11 protein-coding genes and 1 tRNA gene are annotated in these 14393 nt (G+C 68.0%); 8 read left to right on the top strand and 4 right to left on the bottom strand.

Features of this window, described 5'->3' with window-relative positions; genetic code table 11:
* Positions 1-42: 42 nt before the first annotated feature.
* The 4 genes from fzlA to BLQ03_RS00330 all read right to left on the bottom strand — a co-directional run bounded on the left by fzlA (position 43) and on the right by BLQ03_RS00330 (position 2350).
* Positions 43-723 carry an FtsZ-binding protein FzlA gene (fzlA, locus tag BLQ03_RS00345; protein WP_090752083.1) on the bottom strand — a complete coding sequence of 227 codons (681 nt, stop codon included), beginning with the start codon at positions 721-723 and terminating at the stop codon, positions 43-45.
* 84 nt (positions 724-807) lie between these two features.
* A complete protein-coding gene (mtgA, locus tag BLQ03_RS00340) occupies positions 808-1530 on the bottom strand; it encodes a monofunctional biosynthetic peptidoglycan transglycosylase (protein WP_090751479.1) in 723 nt (240 codons plus the stop codon).
* A 48-nt stretch (positions 1531-1578) separates the two neighbouring features.
* Positions 1579-2151 carry a DUF1269 domain-containing protein gene (locus BLQ03_RS00335; protein ID WP_090751477.1) on the bottom strand — a complete coding sequence of 191 codons (573 nt, stop codon included), beginning with the start codon at positions 2149-2151 and terminating at the stop codon, positions 1579-1581.
* 114 nt (positions 2152-2265) lie between these two features.
* Positions 2266-2350, bottom strand: a tRNA-Leu gene (locus tag BLQ03_RS00330).
* 174 nt (positions 2351-2524) lie between these two features.
* Here BLQ03_RS00330 and BLQ03_RS00325 point away from each other — a divergent pair.
* The 8 genes from BLQ03_RS00325 (at position 2525) to BLQ03_RS00290 (ending at position 14384) form a co-directional block, all read left to right on the top strand.
* Positions 2525-3511 (top strand): complex I NDUFA9 subunit family protein, encoded by a 987-nt coding sequence (locus BLQ03_RS00325; protein ID WP_090751475.1) that lies wholly within the window; start codon positions 2525-2527, stop codon positions 3509-3511.
* Positions 3511-4314 carry an undecaprenyl-diphosphate phosphatase gene (locus BLQ03_RS00320; RefSeq protein WP_090751473.1) on the top strand — a complete coding sequence of 268 codons (804 nt, stop codon included), beginning with the start codon at positions 3511-3513 and terminating at the stop codon, positions 4312-4314. The genes BLQ03_RS00325 and BLQ03_RS00320 overlap by 1 nt, the downstream gene beginning before the upstream one ends.
* 145 nt (positions 4315-4459) lie before the next feature.
* Positions 4460-6034, top strand: coding sequence for an NAD(P)-dependent oxidoreductase (locus BLQ03_RS00315; RefSeq protein ID WP_090751471.1), 1575 nt, complete (start codon positions 4460-4462; stop codon positions 6032-6034).
* Positions 6035-6204: 170 nt separating this feature from the next.
* On the top strand, positions 6205-6804 hold the full coding sequence (locus BLQ03_RS00310; protein WP_245688616.1) for a hypothetical protein: 600 nt from the start codon (positions 6205-6207) through the stop codon (positions 6802-6804).
* Positions 6805-6854: 50 nt separating this feature from the next.
* Positions 6855-11393 carry a glutamate synthase large subunit gene (gene gltB, locus BLQ03_RS00305; protein ID WP_090751466.1) on the top strand — a complete coding sequence of 1513 codons (4539 nt, stop codon included), beginning with the start codon at positions 6855-6857 and terminating at the stop codon, positions 11391-11393.
* A 196-nt stretch (positions 11394-11589) separates the two neighbouring features.
* Complete coding sequence (locus BLQ03_RS00300; RefSeq protein ID WP_175558729.1) at positions 11590-12666, top strand: AI-2E family transporter; 1077 nt, start codon at positions 11590-11592, stop codon at positions 12664-12666.
* 109 nt (positions 12667-12775) lie between these two features.
* The gene (locus tag BLQ03_RS00295; RefSeq protein WP_090751462.1) at positions 12776-13699 is read left to right on the top strand and encodes an SDR family oxidoreductase; all 924 of its coding nucleotides are present in this window, start codon (positions 12776-12778) and stop codon (positions 13697-13699) included.
* A gap of 70 nt (positions 13700-13769) precedes the next feature.
* Positions 13770-14384 carry a ribonuclease D gene (locus BLQ03_RS00290; protein WP_090751460.1) on the top strand — a complete coding sequence of 205 codons (615 nt, stop codon included), beginning with the start codon at positions 13770-13772 and terminating at the stop codon, positions 14382-14384.
* Positions 14385-14393 lie beyond the last annotated feature (9 nt).

Here is a 14393-nt window from a genome sequence, read left to right as displayed (position 1 = left end):
GGGGAGCCGGCCCCGCCGGCGGGGGGCAACGCCCCCCTGTCTTCAGAAATCAAGCTGGGCATAATGCGGCGCCGGTGCGAAGCCGGGCACCTGGTCGACCAGCAGGTTGCGGAAGGCGGGGCGCGACTTGATCGTCGCATACCAGTCCCGCAGCGCCGCCGAACGGTCCCAGTCCACGTCCGAGATGTAGTCGAGGCAGGACAGATGCGCCGCCGCCGTGAAGTCCGCCAGCGTCAGCATGTTCCCCGCCAGCCATTTGCGATGTTCCAGCAGGTGCCCGAGGTAGTCCATGTGGTCCTTGACGGCCCGCAGCCCCGACTTGACCAACCGCGAATCCGGGTAGCCCGCGTTCATCACCTTTTTCCAGACCCGTTCGGACAGAATGGGCCGCGTCACCTCGGTGTTGAACTTGTCGTCGAACCAGGCGCAGAGGCGGCGCACCTCGTGCCGCTCGGTCGGGGTCAGCGGCATCAGCGGCGGGTTCGGATAGGCCTCGTCCAGATATTCCACGATCGCCTGGCTTTCCGCCCAGAGCCGCCCGTCCAGCCGCAGCACCGGGATCTTGCCGGCCGGGTTGCGGCGCAGGATCTCGGACCCCGGCTCCCACCAACGCTCCTCGACCAGTTCGACGTCGATGCGCTTTTCGGCCAGCACCAGCCGCACCTTGCGGCAGAAGGGCGACAGGGCAACGTGGTAAAGACGCGGGGTCGAATGCGTGTTCATGAGGGGAAATTTCGGCATTCCGAGGAAGGGGACCAAGGGGTGATACGCCTCCGGGGCCGGTTGTTCAACCGCAGGGCCTCACCGTCACCCGTCCTGGAAGCAGGCCGCCCGCCCGTCGCGCTGGATCGTGGCCGCCCCGTCGGCGATGGCGCGCGCCCGGGCCGAGCGGGTCTGCGCCGCCCGCGTCTTGGGTGCGGGCAGGACCGCCGCCAGCGCCGCCGCCTGCCGCGCGCTCAGCTTGTCGGGCGTGGTGCCGAAGTGATGGGCGGCGGCTGCGTGGATGCCGAAGACGCCGGGGCCGAACTCGGCCACGTTCAGATAGACCTCCAGGATGCGCCGCTTGCTCCACAGCGCCTCGATCATGGGGGTGTAGGCCGTTTCCAGTGCCTTGCGCACCCAGCTGCGCCCCTGCCACAGATAGACGTTCTTGGCCGTCTGCTGGGTCAGGGTCGAGGCGCCGCGGCTTTCCCCCCGCGCGATGACGCGCCGGATCTCGGCCATGTCGAAGCCCCAGTGGCGGCAGAAATTGGCGTCCTCGGCTGCGACGACGGACCGCAGCATCACAGGGGCGATGTCGGCGGCCCGGGTCCACTTGCGGGGGGTGCTGACGCCCTCCGAGACGATGGTCCAGGTGGTGGGCGGATTGAGGATCCAGCCGAACAGGATCACCGCCGCCAGCATCAGGGCCAGAAAGCGCCGGGCCAGCCAGCGCAGGGGTTTCAGCATCCGCCACAGCCGCGCGCGCCTGGACCCTGTGCGTGACGGCAGGGCCGGAAGGGCATCGGCAAGGGCATCCGGGCGGGACATGGCCCGTCGTGTCACGCCCGGCGCGCCTGCGTCAAGGAAACGCTGGCCTCAGGGGCGCCCGGGCACGCCTGGCGGATGCGCTGCCGTCGCGTCCGGAACCGGGGCATCCCCGACCTGCGGCATCCGCCCGCTGCTTCCGGCCAGCGCATCGCGCAGTCGCGCCTCGTCTGCATTCGACAGCGAGGTCTGGATGACCCGCGCGCGCCCCTCGTATTTTTCAAGTCGCGGCATCAGCTTGTCGAGGTTGAAGTCGCGGGCCAGGATGAACACCGCGCCGCTGCCGACCGGCACGGTCTTGCCGATCTGGCGGATGAAGTCGTCGTTGATGCCGTAATCGGTGGCGTTCCCCGCCAGGGCGCCCGAGGCCGCCCCGATCGCCGCCCCCGCCAGCGGGTTCAGGAACAGCAACCCGATCAGCCCGCCCCAGAAGGTGCCCGTCAGCGCGCCCGCGCCGGTCAGGTTCAGCCCCTGGTGCAACTGGTACTCGCCCTCGGTCGGGCGGGTGACCACCACGGCATCCTCGAGCCGCAGCAGATATTCCTTCTGTGCCGCGCCAAGCTCCTGCCGCAGGGCAAAGGCGTCAGCTTCGGCATCGAAGCCGATGACGATCAGTTGGGACATGGCCGGACCTTTCGCGTTCGGGGGCGGCCCGACAACGTCCGAAGTCCCGCGCGGGTTCACGCAGCCCCGAAACGCAAAGCCCCCGCAGCGGGTGCTGCGGGGGCCTTGCGACGTTGGTGCCCAGAAGAGGACTCGAACCTCCACGCCTTGCGGCACACGGACCTGAACCGTGCGCGTCTACCAATTCCGCCACCTGGGCCGGTGTCGTGAGGCGGGGATGTAGAGGGAGCCGCGGGGACTGTCAACGGCCCTTTCGAAGAAAAATCATCCGCCTCTGCCAAGGCGCGTTCCGGCCCTGCGCTTGATGCGGCGGGGCCGGTTCGCTATTGCGGAAAGGGGCGCCGCTGCAGCGTCCGACGGCTGGAGGCGAGGCATGGCAAGGCTGGTCACGATCTATGGCGGCTCGGGATTCGTCGGGCGGCAGATCGCGCGGATCATGGCGGCCGAGGGCTGGCGCGTCCGCGTGGCAGTCCGCCGTCCGCATCTGGCGGGCGCCGTGCGGATGTATGGCGACGTGGGCCAGGTCCAGCCGGTTTCCTGCAACGTGCGCGACGAGCTGTCTGTGCGGGCCGCGATGATGGACGCGGATGCGGTCATCAACTGCGTCGGCATCTTGGTCGGCCAGAAGAAGAACACCTTCGAGGCCATCCACCACGAGGCCGCGGGCCGCATCGCCCGCATCTCGGCCGAGCTGGGGGTCGGGCGGCTGGTCCACCTGTCGGCCATCGGCGCCGATCCCGATTCGGACAGCCAGTATGCCCGGACCAAGGGCCTGGGCGAGCAGGCGATCCTGCAGCACCGCCCCGACGCGGTGATCCTGCGTCCGTCCGTGATCTTCGGGCCGGACGACCATTTCTTAAACAAGCTCGGCGGCATGATGCGGCTGGGGCCGGTCGTGCCGCTACCTGGCGCCAATGCCGAGCTGCAGCCCGTCTTCGTCGATGATGTTGCCCGCGTCGCGATGATGGGCGCGACGGGCGAGGCCGAGCCCGGCATCTATGAACTTGGCGGCCCGGACGTCATGACCATGCGAGAGATCGCGCGGCTGGTGGCCCAGGTCGCCCATCGCCGCCGGTGGATCCTGGGGCTGCCCGGCTTCATGGCCAGCCTGCTGGGCGTGTCCTTTGACGCGCTTCAGACGCTCAGCGGCGGGCTGCTGGTCAACCGCGTGATGACCCGCGACCAGGCGCGGCTGCTGCGGCATCCGAATCGGGTGGGGCAGGGGGTCAGGACCTTCGCCGACCTCGGCATCCAGCCCGCGGCGGCGGCGGCCGTGGTGCCGCAATACCTGTGGCGCTTCCGGCCCTCGGGACAATACACCGCCATCAAGGAATCGGCGAAGAACCTGCGCGCCGACTGATGCAGCAGGACACCATTGTCGCGGCGTTCCTCGGGCTGCTCGAGGGACTGACCGAGTTCATCCCCGTTTCCTCGACCGGGCACCTGCTGCTGGCGGGGCATTTCCTCGGCTTCGACAGCCCCGGCCGCGCCTTCGAGGTGCTGATCCAACTGGGCGCGATCCTGGCCATCCTCGGCATCTATGCCGGGCGGCTGTGGCGCATCTTTTCCAGTGCGCCGCATGATCCCAAGGCCCGCCGCTTCATCGGGGCGGTGCTGCTGGCCTTCCTGCCGGCGGCGGCGGTGGGCGTGCTGGCGCATGACATCATCAAGACCGTGCTGTTCGAGACGCCCGCGCTGATCGCCGTCATGCTGATCCTGGGCGGGATCGTCCTGCTGTTCGTGGACCGGATCGCGACCCGCCCCCGCTATGCCGAGGTCGAGGACCTGCCCCTGCGCGTGGCTGCCGGGATTGGGGCGATCCAGTGCCTTGCCATGGTGCCGGGCGTCTCGCGCTCGGGCGCGACCATCGTGGGCGCGCTGCTGATGGGCGCCAGCAAGCGGGCTGCGGCCGAATTCAGCTTTTTCCTGTCCATGCCGACCATGGTCGGCGCCTTCACCTATGACCTCTACAAGACCGGCGCGGTGTTGGACGCGGCGGCCTGGATGAATGTCGCGGTGGGTTTCACCTGCGCCTTCGTGGCGGCGGTCTTCGTGGTGAAGTGGCTGCTGAACTATGTCTCGCGCCGCGGCTACGGGCTGTTCGCCTGGTGGCGGATCATTGTGGGAATCGTGGCGCTGCTAGGGCTTAGCTTGGTTGGGTAAATATAGCTGACCTAAATATACGTGAAAAATCTTCTGATTTATCAAGCGCTGCGGGATAAAATCACATATAGGTCAGCTATGCTGACTTTTTGGCTGGCAAGCCCTGTTTTACAGCGGTTCTCGATTGATTCGAGGGACGCAGCGCATGGCCACGCAGACGATGCTGAAATTCGTGACCGTCGATCGGGAGATGCCCGAGAAGCGTGCAGCGGACGAACGCAACACCGACTTCCACGAAATCTACCGCGAGTTCGCGGACGCCAAGGCCAAGGAGCAGGCGAGTCGCTGTTCGCAATGCGGCGTCCCCTATTGCCAGTCGCACTGCCCCCTTCATAACAACATTCCCGACTGGTTGCGCCTGACCGCCGAGGGGCGTTTGCACGAGGCCTACCTCCGCTCTCAGGAAACCAGCGCGCTGCCCGAGATCTGCGGCCGAATCTGCCCGCAGGACCGGCTGTGCGAAGGCAACTGCGTCATCGAGCAGTCGGGCCACGGCACCGTGACCATCGGCGCCATCGAGAAATACATCAACGACACCGCCTGGGAGCAGGGTTGGGTCGAGCCGATCCGCCCCGTGGCCGAGCGCCCCGAAAGCGTGGGCATCATCGGCGCGGGGCCCGCGGGGCTGTCAGCGGCGGAACGCCTGCGGCGGCAGGGTTTCCAGGTCACGATCTACGACCGCCACGACCGCGCGGGCGGGCTGATGATCTACGGCATCCCCGGCTTCAAGCTGGAAAAGCCCGTGGTCGAGCGCCGCACCCGCTGGCTGGAAGACGCAGGCGTCGAGTTCGTCCTGAACGCCGACGTGGGCCGCACGATCAGCTTCGACGCGATCCGCGGCAAGCATGATGCGGTGCTGATCGCAACAGGCGTCTACAAGACCCGCGACCTTGATATCGACAACGCGCCCGAACGCGGCGTGGTCGCGGCGCTGGACTACCTGACCGCCTCGAACCGCATCGATCTGGGCGACGAGGTGCCGGACTTCGCGGACGGAGAGCTGAATGCCGAAGGCAAGCGCGTCGTCGTCATCGGCGGCGGCGACACGGCGATGGACTGCGTGCGCACCGCGATCCGGCAGGGCGCGACCAGCGTGAAATGCCTTTACCGCCGCGACCGGACCAACATGCCGGGAAGCCAGCGCGAGGTGCAGAACGCCGAGGAAGAGGGCGTCGAGTTCGTCTGGCTGTCTGCCCCCTCGGCCTTCGCGGGCCATGCCACGGGCGTCGCCGCGGCCGAAACCGAGGCGCTGGTGGACAATGCGGGCGGCGACGTGGACGGCGACGGGATCGGCGACAACCCGAAGCTGTCGCCGGTGCACGTGGTCACGGAAACCGACATTTCGACCGGCCCGGTGGGCGTCGCGGGCCTGCGCGTGACGCGGATGCGGCTGGGCGCGCCGGATGTCACCGGCCGCCAGTCGCCCGAAGCCATCGAGGGCGCCGATTACGACGAACCCGCCGACCTCGTCATCAAGGCGCTGGGCTTCGAGCCCGAGGACATCCCGCGCCTTTGGGGCGTCGAGGGGCTGGAGGTCACGCGCTGGGGCACGATCCGCGCCGACTACCGCACCCATCGCACCAGCCTGCCCGGCGTCTGGGCCGTGGGCGACATCGTGCGGGGCGCTTCGCTGGTGGTCTGGGCGATCCGCGACGGGCGCGAGGCGGCCGAGTCCATTGCCGCCGAACTGGCCGTCGAAGCCAGCATCGCGGCGGAGTGAGACCGATGCACAAGCCATGCACATGGCATGCACAGGCGATGCATACCGCGGGCGCAGCAGGAAATGCTGCGGCGCGGCGCGTGGGTCAGGGTCTTTGCCTTGTTCTGGCACTTGGCACGGTGCCCGCCGTGGCTGCGGAATGGAGGCCGCCGCAGGGCTGCCGGCTTGAGATGACGGTCCAGCAGCGGTCCTGCACCGTGGCCCAGCATTACCGCTGCGCGGCGGATGCGCCGGGCGACCAGTGGGTCGCCTATTTCACGCAGGACGGCCTTGTCAGCCAGTCGCGGATCGACGCCGAGACGCGCTGGATGGAAAGCACCGACCTTGTCAGCGGGATCACCGACCGGCTGGACGAGGATGCCCGCGACCATGCGAGCCTGTCCACGCTGCTGAAGACCGGCAGCGACGATTTCGACTTCTGGACGCAGTCCGATACCGGCGAGCGGTTGCGCCACATCGGCCGCGACGACCTGACCGGCACGGTCGAGATCGACGGCGAGACACTGGACACCACCCGCTTCACCCTGCGGACCTTTGCCGAAACGGGCGAGCTGCTGATCGAGCGCAGCGGCACGCAATTCGTCAGCCGCAGCCTCGGGCGCTTCTTCGGAGGCATCGAGACCTCGACCGACTGGACGGGCGAGACGCAGGAAACCGACGATTCGCCCATGCGCTTCATCCGCCCCGGCGAGCCGGGCTTCGGCTCCACGACGCCCGACCATGATTGCAACATGCAGATGGTCGGCCTGACCCTCCGCACCCCCGCCTGATCCCCATTCCCTCCGACGCCCCTCGCGTCGCGCCGCCAAGGAGCCCGACCATGACCCAGGACTGGCAAGCCCAGGAAGAAGCCCGCCGCGCCTGGATGGCGGAAAACTCGCTTTACCGCGACGAGGACGAGCATTCCTCCTGCGGGGTGGGGCTGGTGGTGTCCATCGATGGCACCGCCAGTCGCAAGGTCGTGGAAAACGGCATCGACGCGCTGAAGGCGGTCTGGCACCGGGGCGCGGTGGATGCCGACGGCAAGACCGGCGACGGCGCGGGCATCCATGTCCAGATCCCGGTCCCCTTCTTCCACGACCAGGTCCGCAGCACCGGGCATGAACCCGACGCGTCCAAGATGATCGCCGTGGGGCAGGTCTTTTTGCCGCGCACGGATTTCGGCGCGCAGGAACGCTGCCGGACCATCGTGGAAACCGAGGTTCTGCGCATGGGCCATTACATCTACGGCTGGCGGCACGTCCCCGTGAACACGGCGGTTCTGGGCGAAAAGGCCAATGCGACGCGTCCCGAGATCGAGCAGATCCTGATCCGCTGCGAGAAGGACATCGACGAGGAAGCCTTCGAGCGCGAGCTTTACATCATCCGCCGCCGGATCGAGCGCGCGGCCGTCGCGGCCCAGGTCGCGGGGATGTACATCTGCACGCTCAGCTGCCGGTCGATCATCTACAAGGGGATGATGCTGGCCGAGCAGGTCGCCGTCTTCTACCCCGACCTGCAGGACGAGCGGTTCGAATCCGCCTTCGCCATCTATCACCAGCGCTATTCCACCAACACCTTCCCGCAGTGGTGGCTGGCGCAGCCCTTCCGGATGCTGGCCCATAACGGCGAGATCAACACGCTGAAGGGCAACCTCAACTGGCTGAAAAGCCACGAGATCCGCATGGCCTCGAGCACCTTCGGGGACATGGCCGAGGACATCAAGCCGATCGTGCCGGGGGGATCGTCGGACTCGGCGGCGCTGGACGCGGTCTTCGAGGTGATGGTGCGGTCGGGCCGGTCCGCGCCCATGGTCAAGACCATCATGGTGCCCGAGGCCTGGTCCAAGGCCACGACCGACCTGCCGAAAGCCTGGTCGGACATGTATGCCTATTGCAACTCCATCATGGAGCCTTGGGACGGCCCCGCCGCGCTGGCCATGACCGACGGGCGCTGGGTCTGCGGGGGACTGGACCGCAACGGTCTGCGGCCGATGCGCTATGTCGTGACGGGCGACAACCTGCTGATCGCGGGGTCCGAGGTCGGCATGGTGCCGGTGGACGAGGCCAGCGTGCGCGAAAAGGGCGCGCTGGGGCCGGGGCAGATGATCGCCGTCGATATCGTCGAGGGGCGGCTTTATCACGATGTCGAGCTGAAGGATAAGCTGGCCGCCAGCCAGCCCTTCGGCGACTGGGTGGAAAAGGTTGTCCAGCCCGGCACGATGCTGGAAAACCTGCCCGAGCCCGTGACCTACACCGGCGAGGAACTGCGCCGCCGCCAGATCGCCGCGGGTTACACCGTCGAGGAGATCGAGGCCGTGCTGGCGCCCATGGCCGAGGACGGCAAGGAGGCGCTGGCATCCATGGGCGACGACACGCCGCCCGCGGTGCTGTCGGCGCAGTATCGGCCGCTGAGCCATTTCTTCCGGCAGAACTTCAGCCAGGTGACGAACCCGCCCATCGACTCGCTGCGCGAGACGCGGGTGATGAGCCTCAAGACGCGCTTCGGCAACCTGAAGAACGTGCTGGACGAAAGCTCCAAGCACACCGAGATCACGCTGCTGGAAACGCCCTTCCTTGCGAATGGCGAGCTGGCCGAGGTCATCGCCATGTTCGGCGAGGCGGTCACCACCATCGACTGCACCTTCGACGACGGCGCGGGGCCGCAGGCCATGGGCGAGGCGCTGGCGCGCATCCGTGGCGAGGCCGAGGATGCCGTCCGATCGGGCGCGGGACAGCTTGTGCTGACGGACGAGCACCAGGGGCCGGACCGGATCGGCCTGCCGATGATCCTCGCGACCAGCGCGGTGCATTCCTGGCTGACGCGCAAGGGGCTGCGGACCTTCTGCTCGCTGAACGTGCGCTCGGCCGAGTGCATCGACCCGCATTACTTCGCCGTGCTGATCGGCTGCGGCGCGACCACGGTGAACCCGTATCTGGCGCAGGACACCATCGCCGAGCGGATCGAGCGCGGACTGATCAAGGGCGACCTGATCGAGGTCATGCGCAACTATCGCGACGCCATCGACGCGGGCCTTCTGAAGATCATGGCGAAGATGGGGATCTCGGTCCTGTCCTCCTATCGCGGCGGGCTGAACTTCGAGGCCGTCGGGCTGTCGCGTGCGATGGTGGCGGAATACTTCCCCGGGATGCAGAGCCGGATTTCCGGCATCGGCCTGCACGGGCTTCAGGCCAAGCTGGAGGACATCCACCACAAGGGCTGGCACACGCCTTCGGCCGACCTGCTGCCGGTCGGCGGCTTCTACAAGGCGCGTCGCTCGGGCGAGAAGCATGCCTGGGAAGCCAGCACCATGCGGCTGCTGCAACTGGCCTGCGAGAAGGCTTCCTATGAAATCTGGAAGCAGTTCTCGGGCGCGATGCGGGCGAACCCGCCGATCCATATCCGCGACCTGCTGGACATCAGGCCGCTGGGCAAGCCGGTGCCGATCGAGGAGGTCGAGTCGATCACCTCGATCCGCAAGCGCTTCGTCACGCCGGGGATGAGCCTGGGGGCGCTGAGCCCCGAGGCGCACATGACGCTGAACATCGCCATGAACCGGATCGGGGCCAAGTCAGACTCGGGCGAGGGCGGCGAGGACCCGGCGCATTCGCATCCGCTGCCGAACGGCGACAATCCCTGCGCCAAGATCAAGCAGGTCGCCTCGGGGCGCTTCGGCGTCACCGCCGAATATCTGAACGCCTGCGAGGAGCTTGAGATCAAGGTCGCCCAGGGGGCCAAGCCCGGCGAGGGCGGGCAGTTGCCGGGCATGAAGGTGACCGAGCTGATCGCGCGGCTGCGGCATTCGACCAAGGGCGTGACGCTGATCTCGCCCCCGCCGCACCACGACATCTACTCGATCGAGGATCTCGCGCAGCTGATCTATGACCTGAAGCAGATCAACCCGCGCGCCAAGATCACGGTCAAGCTGGTCGCAGGCGGCGGCGTCGGCACCATCGCGGCGGGGGTGGCCAAGGCCAAGGCCGACATCATCCTGATCTCGGGCCACAACGGCGGCACCGGGGCATCCCCCGCAACGTCCATCAAGTTCGCGGGGCTTCCGTGGGAGATGGGCCTGACCGAGGCGCACCAGGTGCTGGCCATGAACCGGCTCCGCGACCGGGTGACGCTGCGGACCGACGGCGGTCTGCGGACGGGCCGCGACGTGGTGATGGCGGCGATGATGGGTGCCGAGGAATACGGCATCGGCACCGCCGCGCTGATCGCCATGGGCTGCATCATGGTGCGGCAATGCCAGTCGAACACCTGCCCGGTCGGTGTCTGCACGCAGGACGAGCGCCTGCGGGCGATGTTCACCGGCAGCGCGGACAAGGTCGTGAACCTGATCACCTTCTACGCGCAGGAGGTGCGCGAGATCCTCGCGTCCATCGGCGCGCGGTCCCTGGACGAGGTGATCGGGCGGGCGGACCTGCTGACGCAGGTGTCGCGCGGCTCGGCCTTCCTCGATGACCTCGACCTGAACCCGCTGCTGATCACCGTCGATGGGTCCGAGAAGATCGTCTATGACCGCTCGAAGCCCCGGAATGCGGTGATGGACACGCTGGATGCGGAAATCCAGCGCGACGCCGCCCGCTTCTTCGAGGACGGCGAGAAGATGCAGCTGTCCTATGCGGTGCGGAACACCCAGCGGACGGTCGGCACGCGGACCTCGTCGCTGATCGTGCAGCGCTACGGGATGCGCAACAAGCTGCAGCCCGACCATCTGACGGTGCGCTTGACGGGTTCCGCCGGGCAGTCGCTCGGGGCCTTCGCGGCGCCGGGGCTGAAGATCGAGGTCTCGGGCGATGCCAACGACTATGTGGGCAAGGGCCTGTCGGGGGGCATCATCGTGGTCAAGCCCGCCATGGGCTCGCCGCTGGAGGCCGCCGACAACGTCATCATCGGCAACACCGTGCTGTATGGCGCGACCGACGGCTGGCTGTTCGCGGCCGGGCGGGCAGGGGAGCGCTTCGCGGTGCGGAACTCGGGCGCCAAGGTGGTGATCGAGGGCTGCGGCACCAACGGTTGCGAATACATGACCGGCGGCGTGGCGGTGATCCTCGGGTCCATCGGCGCGAACTTCGGCGCGGGCATGACGGGGGGCATGGCCTACCTGTACGATCCCGAGGGCGTGGCGCATCGCTATGTCAATGCCGAGACGCTGGTGACCTGCCCGGTCACGGTCGCCCATTGGGAGGCCGAGCTGCGCGGGCTGATCGAGCGCCACGCCGCCGAGACCGGCAGCCGCCGCGCCCGGGACATCCTGGCCGACTGGGAACGCGAGCGGGCGAACTTCCTGCAGCTCTGCCCGCGCGAGATGCTGCCGCACCTGAAGCACCCGCTGGCCGAGACGGGGGACCTGGCGGCGATCCCCGCCGAGTGAGCGGAGAGGCCGGAGCGGGGGCTTCGCGCCCCCGCGCCCCCGCGGGATATTTGGACGAAGAAGAAGCATGCTGGGGGCGCCGCAAGCGCCCCCTTTCCGCGTCAAGCGGATGTGCGAAGGGCGTGCGCGCGGCGGCGTTGCGCAGGCAGGCTTTGTCGCCAATAGTCGCGGTCAAAACAGGGACGGTGGGCGCGACATGCTGGTAATGCTTCGGCCGCGGACGATCTGGATGCTGGCGGGGCTCGTGCTGTTCGTCCTGCTGGTGCGCGAGGTCGGCCATGTGCTGTCGCCCTTCGTCCTGGGCACGGCGCTGGCCTATTTCCTGGATCCCCTGGCCGACCGGCTGGAGCGGCTGGGCATCGGTCGCGCCTGGGCGGTGGCGATCATCGCGCTGGTCGGCCTGTCGGCCATGATCGCGGTCGCGCTGTGGGTGCTGCCCACGCTGATCGCGCAGGTCCGCCAGGCGGTCGAGGCGCTGCCGCGCGCGGTGCGCTCGGGCTTCGATTTCCTGACCGTGCATTTTCCCGAACTGATGGAGGACGGCGGCTTCCTGCGCCAGTTCATCACCGACCTGTTCGAGCGCATCCGCCTGACGGCGCTGCTGCTGCTGGGCGGCACGGTCAGCACCGTGATCAGCGCGGTGGGCACGATCTTCATCTTCATCGCGACGGCGACGGTCTCGATCTACATGCTGTATGACTGGGACCGGATCCTCCAGGGCGTGAACAAGCGCCTGCCGCCCGAGCAGGCGCCGCTGATCCGCAGGCTGGCCCGCGACATCGACGACGTGATGACGGGCTTCGTGCGGGGTCAGGTGATCGTGGGAGCCCTGCTCGCGACCTTCTATTCCACGGTGCTGATGGCGCTGGGGCTGAACTATGGCCTGCTGATCGGCGTCGCCTCGGGACTGCTGAACTTCATCCCCTACCTGGGGTCGTTCTCCGGCTTCATCCTGGCCACCGGCGTGGCGCTGGTGCAGTTCTGGGGCGACTGGTGGATGGTGGCGCTGGTAGCCTTTGTCTTCGTCTTCGGACAGGTGGCCGAGGGGAACTTCGTCACCCCCCGCATCGTGGGGGATTCCGTCAAGCTGCACCCGGTCTTCCTGCTGCTGTCGCTGGCGGTCGGGGGGACGCTCTTCGGCTTTGCGGGCCTGCTGCTGGCGGTGCCGCTGGGGGCGGCGATCGGGGTCGTCGTGCGCTATTTCGACGCGGAATACCGCGCCAGCATCCGCCGCCGCCGCACGCGGGCGGTGGACCGGCCACGCGTGGACTGAAGGGCGGCGCATTTCGCTTTTGTTGGCCAGTATCGCGGGGCCGCGGTGGAACGGGGCGGGACGCGCGGCGTTGCCCCCGGCAGCTTCCGACAAGTGAAAGGCCGAATCCATGTCCTCGAAGGAAGAGAACGATCCCGTCATCCCGCCGCACCGCGCGGGCTCGATCGAGAACCCCGACCTGCCGCTGAACCCGTATTCCGACGACCAGCAGCCCTGGCCGGGGCTGGCCGAGAAGATGGAACCCCAGCCCGATCACGGCGAGACCAGCTACAAGGGCAACGGGCGGCTGGCAGGCAAGCGCGCGCTGATCACGGGCGGCGACAGCGGCCTCGGTCGCGCCACCGCCATCGCCTATGCGCGCGAGGGCGCGGACGTGGCGATCTGCTATCACCCGCGCGAGGAAAGCGACGCCGAGACCGTGATCAGGCTGATCGAGGCCGAGGGCCGCCGCGCCGTGGCGCTGCCTGCTGATCTCAAGGACGAGAAGGCCGCGCGTCAGGTCGTGGACGATGCCGTGAAGGCGCTGGGCGGGCTTGAGGTGCTGGTTCTGAACGCCGGGATGCAGCAGGCGCAGAAGTCGATCACGGACATCACGACCGAGCAGTTCGACGCCACGATGAAGACCAACATCTATGCCCCCTTCTGGATGGCGCAGCAGGCGCTGCCGCACCTGAAGAAGGGCGCCTCGATCATCGTGACCTCCTCGATCAACGCCTATTCGCCCTCGCCCGACATGCTGGACTATGCGATGACCAAGGGCGCGGGGAAGGTCTTTGCCCAGGCGCTGGCCAAGCAGGTCGCGTCCAAGGGCATCCGGGTGAATGCGGTGGCGCCGGGACCGTTCTGGACGCCGCTGCAGGTTTCGGGCGGGCAGCCCAAGGAGGATCTGCCCCAGTTCGGGGCCGACACCGTGCTGGGTCGCGCGGGCCAGCCGGTCGAGATCGCGCCGATCTTTGTGCTGCTGGCCAGCGACGAGGCGAGCTACATCACCGGCGAGGTTTATGCCGCGACCGGCGGGCAGGGCACCGGCTGAGCCCGCGCCTTTTCATTGACGCGCCCCGGCGGGGCGGGCACATCCGCCCCAAAGCCGAAGGGACCCGCGCATGACCATCCATCTTCACCGCCACGACCTGCCCGACGGGCTGGACCTGGGGCCGGTCGTGGCCATCGACACCGAGACCATGGGCCTTGACCCGCGCCGCGACCGGCTGTGCCTGGTGCAGATGAGCGCGGGCGACGGCGACGCCCATCTGGTGCAGATCGCCCGCGGCCAGCGCGAGGCGCCGAACCTGACCCGGATGCTGGCCGACGAGGGCACGTTGAAGCTGTTCCACTTCGGCCGCTTCGACATCGCGGCGCTGGAAAACGCCTTCGGCGTGGTGACGCGGCCCGTCTGGTGCACCAAGATCGCGTCGAAGATGGTGCGGACCTTCACCGACCGGCATGGGCTGAAGTACCTGCTGAACGACCTTGTGGGCGTGGACGTATCCAAGCAGCAGCAGACCAGCGACTGGGGGGCTGCGGAACTGACCCTCGCGCAACTGGACTATGCGGCCTCGGACGTGCTGCATCTGCATGCGCTCAAGGCCGAGCTGGAAAAGCGGCTGGAGCGCGAGGGGCGGACGGCGCTGGCGCAGGCCTGCTTCGACTTCCTGCCCGCCCGCGCCACGCTGGACCTGATGGGCTGGGGCGATGACAACGACATCTTCCACCATTAAGTCCCGTCC

It is taken from the genome of Paracoccus chinensis, from assembly GCF_900102885.1.
Lineage (GTDB): Bacteria > Pseudomonadota > Alphaproteobacteria > Rhodobacterales > Rhodobacteraceae > Paracoccus > Paracoccus chinensis.
Note: the sequence above shows the minus strand (reverse complement) of the source record. Positions and strands in the feature narration are given on the sequence as shown.

Bases quoted from the DNA above. Each gene is read 5' to 3' on its own strand.
- fzlA (WP_090752083.1), bottom strand. From the start codon at position 723: ATGAACACGCATTCGACCCCGCGTCTTTACCACGTTGCCCTGTCGCCC.
- mtgA (WP_090751479.1), bottom strand. From the start codon at position 1,530: ATGTCCCGCCCGGATGCCCTTGCCGATGCCCTTCCGGCCCTGCCGTCA.
- BLQ03_RS00335 (WP_090751477.1), bottom strand. From the start codon at position 2,151: ATGTCCCAACTGATCGTCATCGGCTTCGATGCCGAAGCTGACGCCTTT.
- BLQ03_RS00325 (WP_090751475.1), top strand. From the start codon at position 2,525: ATGGCAAGGCTGGTCACGATCTATGGCGGCTCGGGATTCGTCGGGCGG.
- BLQ03_RS00320 (WP_090751473.1), top strand. From the start codon at position 3,511: ATGCAGCAGGACACCATTGTCGCGGCGTTCCTCGGGCTGCTCGAGGGA.
- BLQ03_RS00315 (WP_090751471.1), top strand. From the start codon at position 4,460: ATGGCCACGCAGACGATGCTGAAATTCGTGACCGTCGATCGGGAGATG.
- BLQ03_RS00310 (WP_245688616.1), top strand. From the start codon at position 6,205: ATGACGGTCCAGCAGCGGTCCTGCACCGTGGCCCAGCATTACCGCTGC.
- gltB (WP_090751466.1), top strand. From the start codon at position 6,855: ATGACCCAGGACTGGCAAGCCCAGGAAGAAGCCCGCCGCGCCTGGATG.
- BLQ03_RS00300 (WP_175558729.1), top strand. From the start codon at position 11,590: ATGCTGGTAATGCTTCGGCCGCGGACGATCTGGATGCTGGCGGGGCTC.
- BLQ03_RS00295 (WP_090751462.1), top strand. From the start codon at position 12,776: ATGTCCTCGAAGGAAGAGAACGATCCCGTCATCCCGCCGCACCGCGCG.
- BLQ03_RS00290 (WP_090751460.1), top strand. From the start codon at position 13,770: ATGACCATCCATCTTCACCGCCACGACCTGCCCGACGGGCTGGACCTG.